This window comes from Streptomyces sp. NBC_00887 (assembly GCF_045207585.1).
This window is the reverse complement of sequence record NZ_CP108788.1, coordinates 4,947,088-4,963,676: the sequence shown is the minus strand read 5'-3', so window position 1 is coordinate 4,963,676 and position 16,589 is coordinate 4,947,088. Positions and strand designations below refer to the sequence as shown.

16 protein-coding genes are annotated in these 16,589 nt (G+C 71.5%); 6 read left to right on the top strand and 10 right to left on the bottom strand.

From position 1 onward, the window contains the following. Nucleotides 1-4 precede the first annotated feature (4 nt). The gene (gene deoC, locus OG844_RS22480) at nucleotides 5-952 is read right to left on the bottom strand and encodes a deoxyribose-phosphate aldolase (protein WP_351179787.1); all 948 of its coding nucleotides are present in this window, start codon (nucleotides 950-952) and stop codon (nucleotides 5-7) included. Nucleotides 953-1,088: 136 nt separating this feature from the next. Here deoC and OG844_RS22475 point away from each other — a divergent pair, with 136 nt between their 5' ends. Beyond that, nucleotides 1,089-1,727 (top strand): PH domain-containing protein, encoded by a 639-nt coding sequence (locus OG844_RS22475; RefSeq protein ID WP_406392603.1) that lies wholly within the window; start codon nucleotides 1,089-1,091, stop codon nucleotides 1,725-1,727. A gap of 100 nt (nucleotides 1,728-1,827) precedes the next feature. Here the strand turns inward: OG844_RS22475 and OG844_RS22470 are convergent, their stop codons facing one another. From OG844_RS22470 to OG844_RS22460, 3 genes are all read right to left on the bottom strand, one after another. Next, nucleotides 1,828-3,468, bottom strand: a complete 1,641-nt coding sequence (locus tag OG844_RS22470) for a phospho-sugar mutase (protein WP_406392602.1) — start codon at nucleotides 3,466-3,468, stop codon at nucleotides 1,828-1,830. 108 nt (nucleotides 3,469-3,576) lie between these two features. After that, complete coding sequence (locus OG844_RS22465; RefSeq protein WP_329208018.1) at nucleotides 3,577-4,401, bottom strand: purine-nucleoside phosphorylase; 825 nt, start codon at nucleotides 4,399-4,401, stop codon at nucleotides 3,577-3,579. A 149-nt stretch (nucleotides 4,402-4,550) separates the two neighbouring features. Beyond that, nucleotides 4,551-4,988 carry a gamma-glutamylcyclotransferase gene (locus tag OG844_RS22460; RefSeq protein ID WP_307125293.1) on the bottom strand — a complete coding sequence of 146 codons (438 nt, stop codon included), beginning with the start codon at nucleotides 4,986-4,988 and terminating at the stop codon, nucleotides 4,551-4,553. Between the two features lie 262 nt (nucleotides 4,989-5,250). On the opposite strand from OG844_RS22460, the gene OG844_RS22455 reads away from it, so the two are divergent. Beyond that, nucleotides 5,251-6,690, top strand: coding sequence for an NAD(P)H-quinone dehydrogenase (locus OG844_RS22455; RefSeq protein WP_384604235.1), 1,440 nt, complete (start codon nucleotides 5,251-5,253; stop codon nucleotides 6,688-6,690). Nucleotides 6,691-6,901: 211 nt separating this feature from the next. Continuing rightward, complete coding sequence (locus tag OG844_RS22450) at nucleotides 6,902-7,873, top strand: DeoR/GlpR family DNA-binding transcription regulator (protein WP_351179801.1); 972 nt, start codon at nucleotides 6,902-6,904, stop codon at nucleotides 7,871-7,873. Nucleotides 7,874-7,929: 56 nt separating this feature from the next. Here OG844_RS22450 and OG844_RS22445 read toward each other — a convergent pair whose 3' ends face one another. Together OG844_RS22445 and OG844_RS22440 are read right to left on the bottom strand one after the other, a co-directional pair. Continuing rightward, entirely contained in the window at nucleotides 7,930-8,505 is a 576-nt protein-coding gene (locus tag OG844_RS22445) for a TetR/AcrR family transcriptional regulator (RefSeq protein ID WP_406392601.1), read from the bottom strand. Between the two features lie 143 nt (nucleotides 8,506-8,648). Next, a complete protein-coding gene (locus OG844_RS22440) occupies nucleotides 8,649-10,403 on the bottom strand; it encodes an acetyl/propionyl/methylcrotonyl-CoA carboxylase subunit alpha (RefSeq protein WP_406392599.1) in 1,755 nt (584 codons plus the stop codon). Nucleotides 10,404-10,770: 367 nt separating this feature from the next. Between OG844_RS22440 and OG844_RS22435 the strand changes: the two genes are divergently transcribed. After that, on the top strand, nucleotides 10,771-11,265 hold the full coding sequence (locus OG844_RS22435; protein WP_406392598.1) for a hypothetical protein: 495 nt from the start codon (nucleotides 10,771-10,773) through the stop codon (nucleotides 11,263-11,265). Between the two features lie 12 nt (nucleotides 11,266-11,277). Here OG844_RS22435 and OG844_RS22430 read toward each other — a convergent pair whose 3' ends face one another. The 4 genes from OG844_RS22430 to OG844_RS22415 all read right to left on the bottom strand — a co-directional run bounded on the left by OG844_RS22430 (nucleotide 11,278) and on the right by OG844_RS22415 (nucleotide 13,997). Then, nucleotides 11,278-11,889: a nucleoside triphosphate pyrophosphatase gene (locus OG844_RS22430; protein ID WP_406392597.1), complete on the bottom strand. Its 612-nt coding sequence runs from the start codon at nucleotides 11,887-11,889 to the stop codon at nucleotides 11,278-11,280. Between the two features lie 94 nt (nucleotides 11,890-11,983). Beyond that, complete coding sequence (mmpB, locus tag OG844_RS22425; RefSeq protein WP_099174806.1) at nucleotides 11,984-12,112, bottom strand: morphogenic membrane protein MmpB; 129 nt, start codon at nucleotides 12,110-12,112, stop codon at nucleotides 11,984-11,986. A gap of 82 nt (nucleotides 12,113-12,194) precedes the next feature. Beyond that, the gene (locus tag OG844_RS22420) at nucleotides 12,195-12,401 is read right to left on the bottom strand and encodes an acyl-CoA carboxylase epsilon subunit (protein ID WP_406392595.1); all 207 of its coding nucleotides are present in this window, start codon (nucleotides 12,399-12,401) and stop codon (nucleotides 12,195-12,197) included. Between the two features lie 15 nt (nucleotides 12,402-12,416). Continuing rightward, complete coding sequence (locus OG844_RS22415; protein WP_406392594.1) at nucleotides 12,417-13,997, bottom strand: acyl-CoA carboxylase subunit beta; 1,581 nt, start codon at nucleotides 13,995-13,997, stop codon at nucleotides 12,417-12,419. A gap of 175 nt (nucleotides 13,998-14,172) precedes the next feature. Here OG844_RS22415 and OG844_RS22410 point away from each other — a divergent pair, with 175 nt between their 5' ends. Further along, on the top strand, nucleotides 14,173-15,081 hold the full coding sequence (locus OG844_RS22410) for a biotin--[acetyl-CoA-carboxylase] ligase (RefSeq protein ID WP_406392593.1): 909 nt from the start codon (nucleotides 14,173-14,175) through the stop codon (nucleotides 15,079-15,081). Nucleotides 15,082-15,262: 181 nt separating this feature from the next. Beyond that, on the top strand, nucleotides 15,263-16,462 hold the full coding sequence (locus OG844_RS22405) for an adenylate/guanylate cyclase domain-containing protein (RefSeq protein ID WP_406392591.1): 1,200 nt from the start codon (nucleotides 15,263-15,265) through the stop codon (nucleotides 16,460-16,462). Nucleotides 16,463-16,589: the final 127 nt, after the last annotated feature.

Genomic DNA, 16,589 nt, shown 5'->3' with positions numbered 1-16,589 from the left:
GGGATCAGTCCACCGTCACGTAATCGGGGCCGGAGTAACGGCCGGTGCTGAGCTTCTGGCGCTGCATCAGCAGGTCGTTCAGCAGGCTGGAGGCGCCGAAGCGGAACCAGTGGTTGTCCAGCCAGTCCTCGCCCGCGGTCTCGTTCACCAGGACCAGGAACTTGATCGCGTCCTTGGACGTGCGGATTCCGCCCGCGGGCTTCACGCCGATCTGCACACCGGTCTGCTCCCGGAAGTCGCGCACGGCCTCCAGCATCAGCAGCGTGTTCGCCGGCGTGGCGTTGGTCCCGACCTTGCCGGTCGACGTCTTGATGAAGTCCGCGCCCGCCAGCATCCCGAGCCAGGAGGCCCGTCGGATGTTGTCGTACGTGGACAGCTCGCCGGTCTCGAAGATCACCTTCAGCCGGGCCGAGCCGCACTCGGCCTTCACGGCGATGATCTCCTCGTACACCTTCAGGTAACGGCCGGAGAGGAAGGCTCCGCGGTCGATCACCATGTCGATCTCGTCGGCCCCTGCCGCCACGGCGTCGCGGACGTCCGCGAGCTTGACGTCCAGCGCGGCGCGCCCGGCGGGGAAGGCCGTCGCGACGGACGCCACCTTCACTCCGGAGCCGGCCAGTGCTGCGGCGGCGGTCGCCGCCATGTCGGGGTAGACGCAGACCGCGGCGGTGCGCGGAGTCGTGCGGTCGGTGGGGTCGGGGTTGACGGCCTTGGCGGCGAGAGCCCGGACCTTGCCCGGGGTGTCCGCGCCTTCCAGCGTCGTCAGGTCGATCATCGAGATGGCGAGATCGATGGCGTACGCCTTGGCAGTCGTCTTGATCGATCGGGTACCGAGAGAGGCGGCGCGCGCTTCGAGGCCGACGGTGTCGACGCCGGGCAGCCCGTGCAGGAAGCGGCGCAGCGCACTGTCGGACGCCGTCGCGTCGGCGAATGCAGGTGCAGTGGTGGGCATGGTCACCACATGAGCATATCTACGCGCGTAGCGACCTGTACAGGGCCCTCCCCGTTTCCGCGTCTCCCGCAGGCCGTACGGGGCTGGCGGGCGGGCGCCCCGCCGCCGCGCCCGCCCGTCAGGCAGAATCGGGACCATGACGAGCCCCACACCTCCCGCCGAGCCCGCCTACGCCGACCGGACCTTCCGGTCGGTCGCCGGGCTGGTCAGCGGCGCGCTGCTGATCCTGCTGGTCGGCTGGATCGGCGGCGACGCGGTGGTCCGGGGCCACGGATGGGTGCCGTGGCAGGCACTGGCCGCGCTGCTGACCCTGATTCCGCTGATCGTGGCGTTCACCCTGCGGCCCGCGGTGTTCGCCGACGAGGAACGGATCCGCATCCGCAACCCGTTCCGGACGATCGTGCTGCCCTGGACCGACGTCTCCGACGTCCGGGCCTCGTACTCCAGCGAGCTGTTCACCCAGGACGGCAGGAAGTACCAGCTGTGGGCGGTGCCCGTATCGCTGCGCGAGCGCAAGCGTGCGGCGCGGAAGGCGACCCGGGAGGCGCACGACGACCCGTACGGCCGGACCTCCGTGCACGCCGACGTGCGCGACATGCAGGCCCGCGCCGCCGCCGCCGACCAGTCGGTCCGGGATCTGCGGGAGCTGGCCGAGCGGGCGGGCAGGCGCAAGGAGGAGGCCGTGACCACGGCGTCGGTGCGCTGGGCGTACGAGGTGATCGCCCCGGCCGTCGTCGGTGCGGTGCTGCTCGTGGTGCTGCTCGCGATCGCCTGAGGCGGCCCGCGCGGTCAGCCCCACCGGTGCCGGCGGTCGCCGTCCGCCTGCCCCGGCCGGGCCCGGCCCGCCACGGCCGGCAGGCGGGGCCCGTCGCCCCTCAGATGCCGGCGGCGGCAGCCAGGTCGCGCTTGATGCCGGTGAGCAGCTCCGTGGCCCGTTCCCGGGCAGCGGGGAGCTCGTCGGCCGAGGCGACCGGCACCACGACCTCCAGGTAGCACTTGAGCTTCGGCTCGGTGCCGCTCGGGCGGACGATGACCCGCGCGCCCGTCAGGTGGTAGCGCAGACCGTCCGTGGGCGGCAGCTGCTCCGTACCCCGGGACAGGTCCTCGGCCGAGGTGACGGGGAGACCGGCCAGCGCGGTCGGGGGGTTCTCCCGCAGGCGGCGCATGGCGTCCGCGATGACCGTCAGGTCCTCGACCCGGACCGACAGCTGGTCCGTGGCGTGCAGGCCGTGTGCGAGCGCGAGGTCGTCGAGCAGGTCGAGGAGGGTCCGGCCCTTCTCCTTCAGGACGGAGGCGAGTTCGGCGATCAGCAGCGCGGCGGTGATGCCGTCCTTGTCGCGGACCCCGTCCGGGTCCACGCAGTAGCCCAGCGCCTCCTCGTACCCGTAGCGCAAGCCGTCGACGCGGGCGATCCACTTGAAGCCCGTCAGCGTCTCCTCGTACCCGAGGCCGGCCTTCTCCGCGATCCGGCCCAGCAGCGAGGAGGACACGATCGACTCGGCGAACACGCCCGTGGCGCCCCGGTCCACCAGGTGTGCCGCCAGCAGCGCGCCCACCTCGTCGCCGCGCAGCATCCGCCAGCCGCCGTCCGTGGACGCGTCCGGCACGGCGACGGCGCAGCGGTCGGCGTCCGGGTCGTTGGCGATGATGATGTCCGGATCCGTACGGCGCGCGGTCGCGAAGGCGAGATCCATGGCACCGGGCTCTTCCGGATTGGGGAAGGCCACGGTGGGGAACGCCGGGTCGGGCTCCGCCTGCTCGGCGACGAGCACGGGCGCGGGGAAACCGGCTCGTGCGAAGGCGGCCGTGAGGACGGAGGTACCGACGCCGTGCAGGGCCGTGTAGACGGTGCGCGCGGTGCGGGGGGAGCCGGCACCGAGGACGGTGTCCGTACGGGCGAGGTAGGCGTCCAGGACCTCGTCGCCGAGGGTCTGCCAGCCGGCCCCGGGGCGCGACACGGCTTCCAGCGGGCCGACCGCCGCGATCGCGGCGGCGATCTCCGCGTCCGCCGGCGGCACGATCTGCGAGCCGTCGCCGAGGTAGACCTTGTAGCCGTTGTCGCGCGGCGGATTGTGGCTGGCGGTGACCTCCACGCCCGCCACGGCGCCCAGATGCCTTATGGCGTACGCGAGGACGGGGGTGGGCAGCGGGCGGGGGAGCACGGCGGCGCGCAGGCCCGCTCCGGTCATCACGGCCGCGGTGTCGCGGGCGAAGTCGGCCGATTTGTAGCGGGCGTCGTAGCCGATGACGACGAGTCCTCCGGCCTGCCCCTGCGCCGTCAGATACGCGGCGAGGCCGGCGGCGGCGCGGATGACGACGGACCGGTTCATCCGCATCGGGCCCGCGCCGAGCTCACCGCGCAGGCCGGCCGTGCCGAACTGCAGGGTGCCCGCGAAGCGGTCGGCGAGCGCGGCCAGGTCCCCGGCGTCGATGAGTCCGGCGAGCTCCGCGCGGGTCTCGGGGTCCGGGTCCTCGGCGAGCCAGGTCCTGGCCTGCGTGATGAGGTCCTGCTGCACGGTGTCCGCCTTTCTGCGGTGCTGTTGTGTGGGCCGGGGCGGGCCGCTGCGCTGCGGGGGCTCTGCCCCCGGCCACCGCGCCCCGGACGCCGGCGAAACTGATTCTGCTCAGATCCGGTCGAGGACCCGGGCCAGCAGCGAACCCATCCGGGCGGCGGAGTCCCGGCCGGCCTGGAGGACCTCTTCGTGGTTGAGGGGCTCACCGCTCAGGCCGGCGGCCAGATTCGTGACCAGGGAGATCCCCAGCACCTCCGCGCCCGCCTCACGTGCGGCGATGGCCTCCAGCACGGTGGACATGCCGACGAGGTCGCCGCCCATCACGCGCACCATGTTGATCTCGGCCGGAGTCTCGTAGTGCGGGCCGGGGAACTGCACGTACACGCCCTCTTCGAGCGTCTCGTCGATCTCCTTGCACAGCGCGCGCAGCCGCGGCGAGTACAGGTCGGTCAGGTCGACGAAGTTGGCGCCGATGATCGGCGACGCCGCCGTGAGGTTGATGTGGTCGCTGATGAGCACGGGCTGTCCGGGGCGCATGCCCTCGCGGAGACCGCCGCAGCCGTTCGTCAGGACGATGGTCTTGCAGCCCGCGGCGACGGCCGTACGGACGCCGTGGGCGACGGCGGCGACGCCGCGGCCCTCGTAGTAGTGCGTGCGGCCGAGGAAGACCAGGGCGCGCTTCTCACCGATCCGGTACGAGCGGATCGTGCCGCCGTGCCCCTCCACCGCGGGCGCCGGGAACCCGGGCAGCGCGGTCACGGGGAACTCGGCCTCCGGCGCGCCGAGCGCATCGCCGGCGGGGGCCCACCCGGAGCCCATCACGAGGGCGACGTCATGGGTCTCGGCACCGGTGAGCTCGCGCAGGCGGGCGGCGGCGTCGGCTGCGGCGACGTGGGGGTCGCCCTGGATGTGGTCCGGAATAACAGATGCGTTCACGCGGATGAGGGTAACCGGTGAATCCCTACGCGCGTAGATGCGCAGGTTCAGAGTCTGGCCTGTCGTACTCGTACTTTCGTACGAAAGCGGTGCGGGAGTGTCCTCCGGGGCGCCGCCCGACAGGGGACCGGCACGGGTTCCGCGAGGGCTCAGCAGGGGTGCTTGCGCAGGCCCATCACATAGTCGTGCGGCGCGCCCGCGGACTCGGCGGCGTCGGCCACCTCGCCCAGGTAGCGGGCGGACGGCAGCCCGCCCTCGTAGCCGTTCAGCACGTACATCCAGGCCGGCTCCTCGCCGTCCAGGGTGTGCACGCGCACCCGCATCCGCCGGTAGATGTCGAGGCCGACACCCTCCCAGCGGTCCATGGAGTCCTCGTCCATCGGCGCCAGGTCGTACAGCGCTACGAAGACCTGGGAACGGGGCGCCTCCACGACCGTGGCGAGCGCGCCCTCCCAGCCCATCTGCTCCCCGCCGAACGTCAGCCGCCAGCCGTTGAGCCAGCCGGTGCCGCGCAGCGGGGAATGCGGAGCGCGGCGCGTCATCAGCCGCGCGTCGAGGTTGCCGGCGTACGCGGCGTAGAGCGACATGGGGTCGAGGGTACGGGAGGTGGCGGGGCGCGTGCCGATTCCTGTGAGGAAGCCCCCGGCCGGGGCGTCGTCCGGGGTGGCGTCATCGGGCCCGGAGGCCGTGGCCCGATCGGCCCCGTTCCCGTATGGAGGGCCCCGGGGCGAAGCACCTTGGCGCGTGCGGGACAATGAATTACGTACTGCATTCCCCGGGGCGATCCCCCGGACCCCCGGCCGGGGCGGCAGACGGCCGCGGGAAGACACCACGCGAGGCGGACTTTTCGTGACCCGGATCGTGATCATCGGCGGTGGCCCCGGCGGCTACGAGGCGGCACTGGTGGGCGCCCAGCTCGGCGCCGAGGTGACCGTCGTCGACTGCGACGGCCTCGGCGGCGCGTCGGTACTCACCGACTGCGTACCTTCGAAGACCCTGATCGCGACGGCCGAGGTGATGACCACCTTCGACTCCTCGTACGAGGAACTCGGCATCATCGTCGCCGACGACACGCCGCACATAGAGCAGGCGGCGCGCGTGGTCGGTGTCGACCTCGGCAAGGTCAACCGACGGGTCAAGCGCCTCGCGCTCGCCCAGTCCCACGACATCACCGCCTCCGTCACCCGCGCCGGCGCCAGGGTCATGCGCGGCCGCGGCCGCCTCGAAGGCCTCCAGGCGGCCGACGGCTCCCGCCAGGTCGTGGTGACCGCGGCCGACGGCACCGAGGAGCGCCTCACCGCCGACGCCGTCCTGATCGCGACGGGTGCCCACCCCCGGGAGATCCCGGACGCCCTGCCCGACGGCGAGCGCATCCTGAACTGGACCCAGGTCTACGACCTGGACGAGCTCCCCGAGGAGCTCATCGTGGTCGGTTCCGGTGTGACCGGCGCCGAGTTCGCCGGCGCCTACCAGGCGCTCGGCTCCCGCGTCACCCTCGTCTCGTCCCGCGACCGGGTTCTCCCGGGCGAGGACCCGGACGCCGCGGCCGTCCTGGAGGACGTGTTCCGGCGCCGCGGCATGAACGTCATGGCCCGCTCCCGGGCCCAGTCCGCGAAGCGCGTCGGAGACCGCGTCGAGGTCACGCTGGCCGACGGTCGCGTCATCTCCGGTACGCACTGCCTGATGGCCGTCGGCGCGATCCCCAACACCGCGGGGATGGGCCTGGAGGAGTCCGGGGTCCTGCTGAAGGAGTCCGGACACATCCGGACCGACCGCGTCTCCCGCACGAGCGCCCCCGGCGTGTACGCGGCCGGCGACGTCACCGGCATCTTCGCGCTGGCCTCCGTCGCCGCGATGCAGGGCCGGATCGCGATGTACCACTTCCTCGGGGACGCGGTGGCTCCCCTGGACCTGAAGACGGTCTCCTCCAACGTCTTCACCGACCCCGAGATCGCCACGGTCGGATACAGCCAGGCCGATGTCGACTCCGGCAAGATCGACGCCCGCGTCGTGAAGCTGCCCCTGCTGCGCAACCCGCGCGCCAAGATGCAGGGCATCCGGGACGGCTTCGTCAAGATCTTCTGCCGGCCCGGCACCGGCATCGTGGTCGGCGGCTGTGTCGTCGCGCCCAGGGCCAGCGAGCTGATTCATCCGATCTCGATCGCGGTCGACAACAATCTGACAGTGGAACAGATCGCGAACGCGTTCACCGTGTACCCGTCCCTGTCCGGATCGATCGCGGAAGTGGCCCGGCAGTTGCACACCCGTAAGCGGGCGGGCGAGGCGTAGTCAGGAGCCGAAGGACTGCCGGCGAACCGGCGGTCCCCGGCCCTCCCCGGCGTCCTGACAGGGCGTTTGTGCATCTCCCGGGCACCTCCCGGACAGCTCAAGAACAACAACAGGGCCTCCTATACCACTAGGGGGCCCTACGCATGTACAACTTCTCTTATTCGGCGCAAACTGCTGAAAAGCAACCCACGGCCAGGTTACTGTCAGTTCCGTGTTCGCTGCAGAACGTCGTCAGTTGATCCTCGAAATGGTGCGCGCCAACGGGGCGGTATCGCTCCGTGAGCTCGCCCGCGTCGTCCAGACCTCCGAAGTGACCGTACGGCGGGACGTGCGGGCACTGGAGGCAGAAGGACTCCTCGACCGCCGACACGGCGGTGCGGTTTTGCCGGGCGGTTTTACGCGGGAGTCCGGCTTTCCGCAGAAATCCCATCTCTCCACCGCGGAGAAGACGGCCATTGCCGACCTGGCTGCCGGCCTCGTCGGTGAAGGCGAGGCCATCGTGGTCGGCGCCGGAACGACCACGCAGGAGCTGGCCCGCCGGCTCGCGCGTGTTCCCGGTCTGACCGTGGTCACCAACTCGCTGCTCGTCGCCCAGGCGTTGGCCCATGCCAACCGGGTGGAAGTGGTGATGACCGGCGGCACGCTGCGCGGGAGCAACTACGCGCTCGTGGGCAGCGGTGCCGAACAGTCCCTCCAGGGGCTGCGGGTGTCCCGCGCGTTCCTCTCCGGGAGCGGGCTGACCGCCGAGCGCGGGCTGTCCACGTCCAACATGCTCTCCGCGAGCGTCGACCGGGCGCTGGTGCAGGCGGCGGCGGAGGTGGTGGTCCTCGCGGACCACACCAAGCTCGGCTCCGACACCATGTTCCAGACGGTGCCCACGGAGCTGATCACCCGGCTGGTGACCGACGAACCACCGGTCCACGACGAGCGTGCCGCCACCGAGCTGCAGGCTCTGGCGGACCAGGGCGTGGAGATCACGGTCGCGGGACCCGACGCGGAGTCCTCCGGCGGTGAGAGCGGTCCGGGCCACCGGCCCAGGCGGGACATGCCGCTCCCGGGCCAGCGCCGCACCCAGCCGGGGGGCCACTCGGGGCTGGGGCCACCGCAGTTGCGGAGCGCGGCGGCGCTGGCCGAGCAGGGGTCGGGGGAGCGTGCCCGGGTGGCGGACCTGCGGCGCCGGTAGCGAGGCCGCGCACGGCGGCTCCTCTCCACCCGAAACCGGGGCCGGGGGACAGTCTCTCAGTCGGCCCGTGGGCCAGGTGCGGATGCCCCACTCTTCAGGCCCTGGAGCGTCAGCATCAGAAGGCGGTCGGCCAGGCCCGGATCCGACCGAGTCTGCTCGGCCGCCAACGCGATCGCGTTCGTCAACTGCAGCAGATCGTCGATCGAGACATTTGCCCGCACCGAACCGCTCGCCTGGGCCCGCGCCAGCAGGCGCGCCCCCGCCTGACGCAGGGGCACATTGCACTGCGCCAGAGCGGAAGTCGCATCCCCCGAAGCCGACATGAGCGCCTGTGCCAGGCCGCGGTACTCACCGGCATGGGTGACGATCGCGCCCAGCCACTCCACCAGCGCGCTGCACGGCTGTTCCGCCTCCGTCAGCTCGTGGGAGCGCGCGACCAGTGAGGCAAGGGCCTCCTGGAACACCGCGTTCATCAGCGCGTGCCGGTTCGGGAAGTGCCGGTACAGCGTGCCGATGCCGACCTCCGCCTGCCGGGCGATGTCCTCGAGCGAGGCATCCGTACCGTGCTCGGCGAAGGACGTGCGGGCCTCGCCGACCAACCGCTCGTAGTTGCGGCGCGCGTCGGCGCGCATCGGCCGGTCCGGTGTCCGTGCCGTGCTCATCGCCATCGCGCTGTCCTCCTGGTCTCCGCCCTGCGTCCAGGATGCCACCGAGGGCCCGGTCGCTGTCGCGTAAATCACCGACAGCGGCCGGGCCCTCGGGGAGAGAAGAGCGCTCAGTCCTTGATTTCGCAGATGGGGGCGCCGGACGAGATGGAGCTGCCGACCTCGGCCGACAGGCCCTTGACGGTGCCGGAGCGGTGCGCGTTGAGGGGCTGTTCCATCTTCATCGCTTCGAGGACGACGATGAGGTCGCCTTCCTTGACTTCCTGGCCCTCTTCGACGGCGACCTTGACGATGGTGCCCTGCATGGGCGAGGCGAGGGTGTCGCCGGAGGCGGCGGAGCCGGCCTTCTTCGCGGCGCGGCGCTTGGGCTTGGCGCCGGCGGCGAGGCCGGTGCGGGCCAGGCTCATGCCGAGCGAGGAGGGCAGGGAGACCTCGAGGCGCTTGCCGCCGACCTCGACGACGACGGTCTCGCGGCCCGACTCCTCGTCCGCTTCGGTGTCCGCGGGGACGGCGAAGGCGGGGATGGTGTTGACGAACTCCGTCTCGATCCAGCGGGTGTGGACGCGGAACGGGTCGGCGGTGAACGCCGGGTCGGCGACGACGGCACGGTGGAAGGGGATGGCGGTGGCCATGCCCTCGACGGTGAACTCGCGCAGTGCGCGGGCGGCGCGCTGCAGGGCCTGCTCACGCGTCGCACCGGTGACGATGAGCTTGGCGAGCAGGGAGTCCCATGCGGGGCCGATGACGCTGCCGGACTCGACGCCCGCGTCGAGGCGGACACCCGGACCCGAGGGCGGGTTGAAGGTGGTGACCGTGCCGGGGGCGGGCAGGAAGCCGCGGCCCGGGTCCTCGCCGTTGATACGGAACTCGAAGGAGTGGCCGCGCACGGCGGGGTCGCCGTAACCGAGCTCCTCGCCGTCGGCGATGCGGAACATCTCCCGGACGAGGTCGAGGCCGGTGACCTCTTCGGTGACCGGGTGTTCGACCTGGAGGCGGGTGTTGACCTCGAGGAAGGAGATGGTGCCGTCGACACCGACGAGGAACTCCACGGTGCCCGCGCCGACGTAGCCGGCTTCCTTCAGGATCGCCTTGGAGGCGGCGTACAGCTCCGCGTTCTGCGCCTCGGAGAGGAACGGTGCGGGGGCCTCCTCCACCAGCTTCTGGTGGCGGCGCTGCAGCGAGCAGTCACGGGTGGAGACGACGACCACGTTGCCGTGGGAGTCGGCCAGGCACTGGGTCTCCACGTGGCGGGGCTTGTCGAGGTAGCGCTCGACGAAGCACTCGCCGCGGCCGAAGGCGGCGACGGCCTCGCGGACCGCGGAGTCGTAGAGCTCCGGGATCTCTTCGAGGGTGCGGGCGACCTTCAGGCCGCGCCCGCCACCGCCGAAGGCGGCCTTGATCGCGACGGGCAGGCCGTTCTGCTCGGCGAACGCGACGACCTCGGCCGACCCGGAGACCGGGTCGGGGGTGCCGGCCACCAGCGGGGCGCCGGCGCGCTGGGCGATGTGCCGGGCGGCGACCTTGTCACCGAGGTCGCGGATGGCCTGCGGGGGCGGGCCGATCCAGGTCAGGCCGGCGTCCAGGACGGCCTGGGCGAACTCGGCGTTCTCCGAGAGGAAGCCGTAGCCGGGGTGGATCGCGTCGGCCCCGGAGTCCTTGGCCGCCTGGAGGACCTTGCCCATGTCCAGGTAGCTGGCGGCCGGGGTGTCACCGCCCAGAGCGAACGCCTCGTCGGCCGCGCGGACATGCAGAGCATCCCGGTCCGGATCGGCGTAGACGGCTACGCTCGCGATTCCGGCATCCTGGCAAGCCCGAGCAACGCGGACAGCGATTTCGCCACGGTTGGCGATGAGCACCTTGCGCACGATGACTCCCTCCTTGAGAACAAGCTGAGTTTAGGGACTACCGACACGGCCGTACGACCCGTCCCCAAAGGTGAACTTGCCCACACGGAGTGTGATTCGAAGCTTGCTCGAGTCGCGAAATCCCTTGTCGCACCACGGTACGCCGCGATCCTTCACCGCACAGTAGCCACGAGGTGTGGTCCAAGTCTCTGTCCGTACGGTCAGCCCCACGTGGTGTTTCTTTGTGGACACCCTACGAACGGCCGAAGGAATCTTTGCCGAACGTACGAGGAGCCGCGAGGACAGCGCGACCCCTTGTCCGAAGGATTACCCGTTAGTAGGGTCCGCGCTGTATCGCAGGTACTACAGGTAACAGGGGGTGGGCGCCGTGGTGCGTAGATCAGTGGCCGTCATAACCGCGATCGTTCTGTTCGGGGAAGCCGCGGGCATCGTGCTCATCAACGGCATCCTCGCGACGGTCGTCGACAATCAGAAGATGTCCCTGGCGGGCATGGACCCGGACGTGATGTCCACCGGCACATGGGTGATGGGCGGCTTCTCCGGGCTCCTGCTGGTGGCGTGCGGTCTGATCCCGCTGCTGGCCGGGATCCGTGACCGCGCGCCGGGCCGGATCGCAAGGATCGCCCTCATCGGGTGCGCGGTCGTGCACGGTGTGCTGGGCGCCGTGGTGGTGGGACTGGTCGGCTGGACCGCGTTCGCTTTCATGATGGTCGTCCTGGGGCTGATCGTGCTGACCCTGGTGGCGTACGGACGCCGTGAGCCGGTCAGCGACGAGAAGGAGACCGGCATCAGCGGGAGCGGCGCCGGAGAGACCGGCATCAGCGGGAGCGGCGCCGGAGAAGGGGCGCCCGCGCCGGCGTGAAACAGGGGCCGCTCAGACCCACAACTCGGTCACGGAGATGCCGAGTTCGCCGAGCAGCCGGCGCAGCAGGGGCAGTGAGAGCCCGATGACGTTGCCGTGGTCGCCCTCGATCGAGTCGACGAACGGTGCCGAGCGGCCGTCCAGGGTGAACGCGCCCGCGACATGGAGCGGCTCGCCCGAAGCGACGTAGGCGGCCACCTCGGCGTCGGTCGGCTCGCCGAACCTGACGACGGTGGACGCGGTCGCCGACGCCGTACGGCCGGTCGCCGTGTCGATCACGCTGTGCCCGGTCTGCAGGACCCCGGAACGGCCGCGCATGGACTTCCAGCGTGCGGTGGCCTCCTCGACGTCGGCGGGCTTGCCGAGCGCCTCGCCGTCCAGCTCGAGGACGGAGTCGCAGCCGATGACCAGCGCGCCGGAGGCTTCGGGGCGGGCCGCGACGGCGGCGGCCTTGGCCTCGGCCAGCACGAGCGCCAGCTCGGCCGGTGTCGGGGCCGAGAGCGCGTCCTCGTCCACGCCGCTGACGATCACCTCGGGGGCGAAGCCCGCCTGGCGCAGCAGGCCGAGACGGGCGGGGGAGGCGGAGGCGAGCACGAGGCGGCGCTGATCAGTCATAGCGGCCATCGTAGAAGGCCCCGGCGCCCTCGTGACCCGCACTCGGCCCCTGTGACGCGGGCTCGGTCCCCGAAGCCCGGACCGGGTTCCTCGTGACGCGGACTCAGCGGGTGCCCAGTACGAACATCGCGACGACCATGGCCAGGGCGAGCAGCAGCCCCGCGCGCCGCATCATGTCCTGGGCGTCGCGCAGTTCCTTCGGCGGCTTGTTCTCGGGGTCGGACCACAGCATGGTTCCGATGGTGGCCCGGGGACGGCTGCGGCGCCTGAGTACGCGTACTCAGGCGCCGCGACCGTGCGACTCAGCGCTCCCGTCAGACGGGCCAGTACGTCCGGGCCCAGGACCGCGGGCCCGGCCGCAGCGCCCCGCCGCGCGCGACACGGCCCGGGTCGGCCCACTGCTCGGGCGGCATGGGATCGCCGGACGGCAGCACGGCACCCGCAGCGGCACGCGCCCGGACGACCGCCAGCGCGGCAGCCAGTTCCTCCGGGGTGGGATTGCCCCGTACGACCTTGATCATGGTGGCTCCCGGTGCCTAGAGGGGGATGTTTCCGTGCTTCTTCGGGGGCAGCGACTCGCGCTTGGTGCGGAGCTGGCGCAGGCCCTTGACGAGGTGGGCGCGGGTGTCGGAGGGCATGATGACGGCGTCGACGTAGCCGCGTTCGGCGGCGACGTAGGGGTTGAGGAGGGCGTCCTCGTAGTCGGCCATCAGTTCGGCGCGGGTGGTCTCCGGGTCGTCGGCGGCGGCGATGGTGCGGCGGTGCAGGATGTTGACCGCGCCCTGCGCGCCCATGACCGCGATCTGTGCGGTCGGCCAGGCCAGGTTGAGGTCGGCGCCCAGGTGCTTGGAGCCCATGACGTCGTAGGCGCCACCGAAGGCCTTGCGGGTGATGACCGTGATCAGCGGGACGGTCGCCTCGGCGTAGGCGTAGATCAGCTTGGCGCCGCGGCGGATGATGCCGCCGTACTCCTGGTCGACGCCGGGCAGGAAGCCGGGGACGTCCACGAAGGTCAGGACCGGCACGTTGAACGCGTCGCAGGTACGGACGAAGCGTGCGGCCTTCTCGCTGGCGTTGATGTCCAGACAGCCGGCGAACTGCATCGGCTGGTTGGCGACGATGCCGACGGGGTAGCCCTCGATGCGGCCGAAGCCCGTGACGATGTTCGGCGCGAACAGGGCCTGGGTCTCCAGGAACTCGCCCTCGTCGAGCACGTGCTCGATGGCGGTGTGCATGTCGTAGGGCTGGTTCGCCGAGTCCGGGATGAGGGTGTCGAGCTCGCGGTCCTCGTCCGTGGTCCCCAGGTCGGCCTCCTCGGGGAAGGCCGGAGCCTCCGAGAGGTTGTTCGACGGGAGGTAGGACAGCAGGGACTTGACGTACTCGATGGCGTCCTTCTCGTCGCCCGCCATGTGGTGGGCGACACCGGAGGTGGTGTTGTGGGTGCGGGCGCCGCCCAGTTCCTCGAAGCCGACGTCCTCGCCGGTGACGGTCTTGATGACGTCGGGTCCGGTGATGAACATGTGCGAGGTCTGGTCGACCATGACCGTGAAGTCGGTGATCGCGGGGGAGTAGACCGCGCCGCCGGCGCACGGTCCGACGATCAGGGAGATCTGCGGGACGACACCCGAGGCGTGCACGTTGCGGCGGAAGATCTCGGCGAACAGGCCGAGGGCGGCCACGCCCTCCTGGATGCGGGCGCCGCCGCCGTCGTTGATGCCGATGACCGGGCAGCCGGTCTTCATCGCGAAGTCCATGACCTTCACGATCTTCTCGCCGTAGACCTCGCCGAGCGAGCCTCCGAAGATCGTGAAGTCCTGCGAGTACACGCAGACGGGGCGGCCGTCGACGGTGCCGTAGCCGGTGACGACACCGTCGCCGTAGGGGCGGTTCTTCTCGATGCCGAAGTTCGTCGACCGGTGCCGGGCGAATTCGTCGAGCTCCACGAAGGAGCCTTCGTCGAGCAGGAGCTCGACGCGCTCACGGGCGGTCAACTTGCCCTTGGCGTGCTGCTTTTCGACGGCGCGAGCGGAACCTGCGTGCGTGGCCTCGTCAATACGGCGCTGCAGATCCGCGATCTTGCCCGCGGTCGTGTGGATGTCGCTCTGCGGCTCGGACATCGGGTGGCGGCTCCCTGCCTGGTCACGGGGACGGCTGGTACATCCAGTAAAGGTGCTGGACCGAAAAGTGCTCGACGGCTACCGGCTCGTCGGCTGGTGTTAGCTACTGATCCGTAGCGTATCGGCGCGCATACGGTTCGGCAGTGCGTCGTTGCCCACACCTAATGTGGGTTGCATGACACCTCCGGATGCGCCACACAACCGCTGGTCGGACCTCGACAGACCGCCCCTGAACGCCGCCGCGCTGCGCCGCGGACTGCTGAGACCGGGCGGCCTGTGGACCTCGCTCGACATCGTCGGGACGACCGGCTCCACCAACTCCGATCTCGCGGCACGGGCCGCCTCCGGACTGGCCGAGGGCACCGTGCTGGTCGCCGAGGAGCAGACCGCGGGCCGCGGGCGGCTGGACCGGAGCTGGACGGCGCCGCCCCGGTCGGGGCTGTTCTTCTCGGTCTACCTGACCCCCGGTGACGTGCCCCCCGAGCGCTGGGGCTGGCTGCCGCTGCTCGCCGGTGTGGCGACCGCGACGGGTCTCGCGCAGTCGGCCGGCGTCGACATGGCACTGAAATGGCCCAACGACCTCCTGGTGACCATTCCCACGGGCTCCGTCACCCGCCCCGGGGAGGCCGGGACCCCGGCCGGCGCGGAGCGCAAGACCGGCGGCATCCTCGCCGAGCGGGCCGGGGACGGCGTCGTCATCGGCATCGGGCTCAACGTCTCCCTGCGCGCGGCCGAGCTTCCCGCCCCCCAGGCGGGTTCGCTGGCGCTCGCCGGGGCGGTGTCGACCGACCGGGAGACGCTGCTGCGGGCCGTCCTGCGCTCACTGGAGGAGTGGTACGGCCGGTGGCGCGAAGCGAACGGCGACGCCGCCGAGAGCGGCCTCCAGGCCGCGTACGCGGCGGGCTGCGCGACCCTGGACCGCACAGTGCGGGCCGAACTGCCCGGCGACCGGTCCGTCGTCGGCGAGGCCGTCGCGATCGATGGCGACGGGCGGCTGGTGCTGGCCACCGGGGACGGGCTCCAGGAGCCGGTTTCGGCCGGTGACATCGTCCATCTGCGTGGAGCGGAGGGCGGGCTGACCTGAACCGGGCCGGCGCCGGCGTACGCATGGCGCGGACGGCACGGGCGATTGCGGACGATGTCTCTCATGACGCACCCGAACCGGGCAACCGGGGACGTGAGCTGGGGCACACCTGTCGTATCGTTGAGGCGATCCAGCGACAGATCGGCAGGGCAGTGCGCAGGGAACGGGCAGGAGGCGGCCGGTGACCGTCGACGACACGAACTCAGGCGCGGGCACGGAGCCCCCGCCGGGATCCTCGGTCCACGCGACACCGCATCACGAAGTCGACCACACGGCCGAACCGACCGACGACCCTCTCGCGATCCGGCTGGAACAGCTGATCCTGGGGGCCGACCGGCGCTACACGCCGTTCCAGGCGGCCAGGACCGCCGGGGTCTCCATGGACCTGGCGTCCCGGTTCTGGCGGGCCATGGGCTTCGCCGACATCGGGCAGGCCAAGGCACTCACCGAGGCGGACGTGCTGGCGCTGCGGCGCCTGGCGGGCCTCGTGGAGGCCGGGCTGCTCAGCGAGCCGATGGCGATCCAGGTGGCCCGGTCGACCGGGCAGACGACCGCGCGGCTCGCGGAGTGGCAGATCGACTCCTTCCTGGAGGGGCTGACCGAGCCCCCCGAGCCCGGTATGACCCGTACCGAGGTCACGTATCCGCTGGTCGAACTGCTCCTGCCCGAGCTGCAGGAATTCCTCGTGTACGTGTGGCGGCGCCAGTTGGCCGCAGCCACCGGCCGGGTCGTGCAGGCCGCGGACGACGAGGAGATGGTCGACCGCCGGCTCGCCGTGGGCTTCGCCGACCTGGTCGGCTTCACACGGCTGACCCGGCGGCTGGAGGAGGAGGAGCTCGGCGAGCTCGTCGAGGCCTTCGAGACGACCTCCGCCGACCTGGTCGCCGCCCATGGCGGACGGCTGATCAAGACGCTGGGCGACGAGGTCCTCTTCGCCGCGGACGACGCGGGCACGGCGGGCGAGATAGCGCTCCGGCTGGTCGAGGCGATGGCGCAGGACACCACGATGCCCGCCCTGCGGGTGGGCATCGCGTTCGGCACGGTCACCACCCGGATGGGTGATGTGTTCGGGACGACGGTGAATCTGGCCAGCCGGCTGACCTCGATAGCGCCGAAGGACGCCGTGCTGGTCGACGGCGCGTTCGCCCAGGAGCTGACGCGGACCGGTGACGCCCCCGCCTCCGAGGCCCAGGCGGCCGAGGTGGTCGCGGCTGCGGCCGAGCGGGCGCGGCTGGCCGAGAAGGAGGGCCGGCCGGTGGAGGAGGAGCCGCCGCTGCCGACGTACCGCTTCGGGCTGCAGCCGATGTGGCAGCGGCCTGTGCGGGGGCTGGGTGTCGTGGAGCCGTGGTTGCTGGCGCGGCGGGGCAAGCCGTCGTCCTGACGCGGTGGGGGGTGCGGGTGGCGCCTGCGGCGGGCCTGTCCCCTAGCCGCCCCTTCCCGAAACCGTGGGCTCCGCCCCCGGGGCCCCGGTCCTCAATCGCCGGACGGGCTTGAAGGATGCCCTCAAA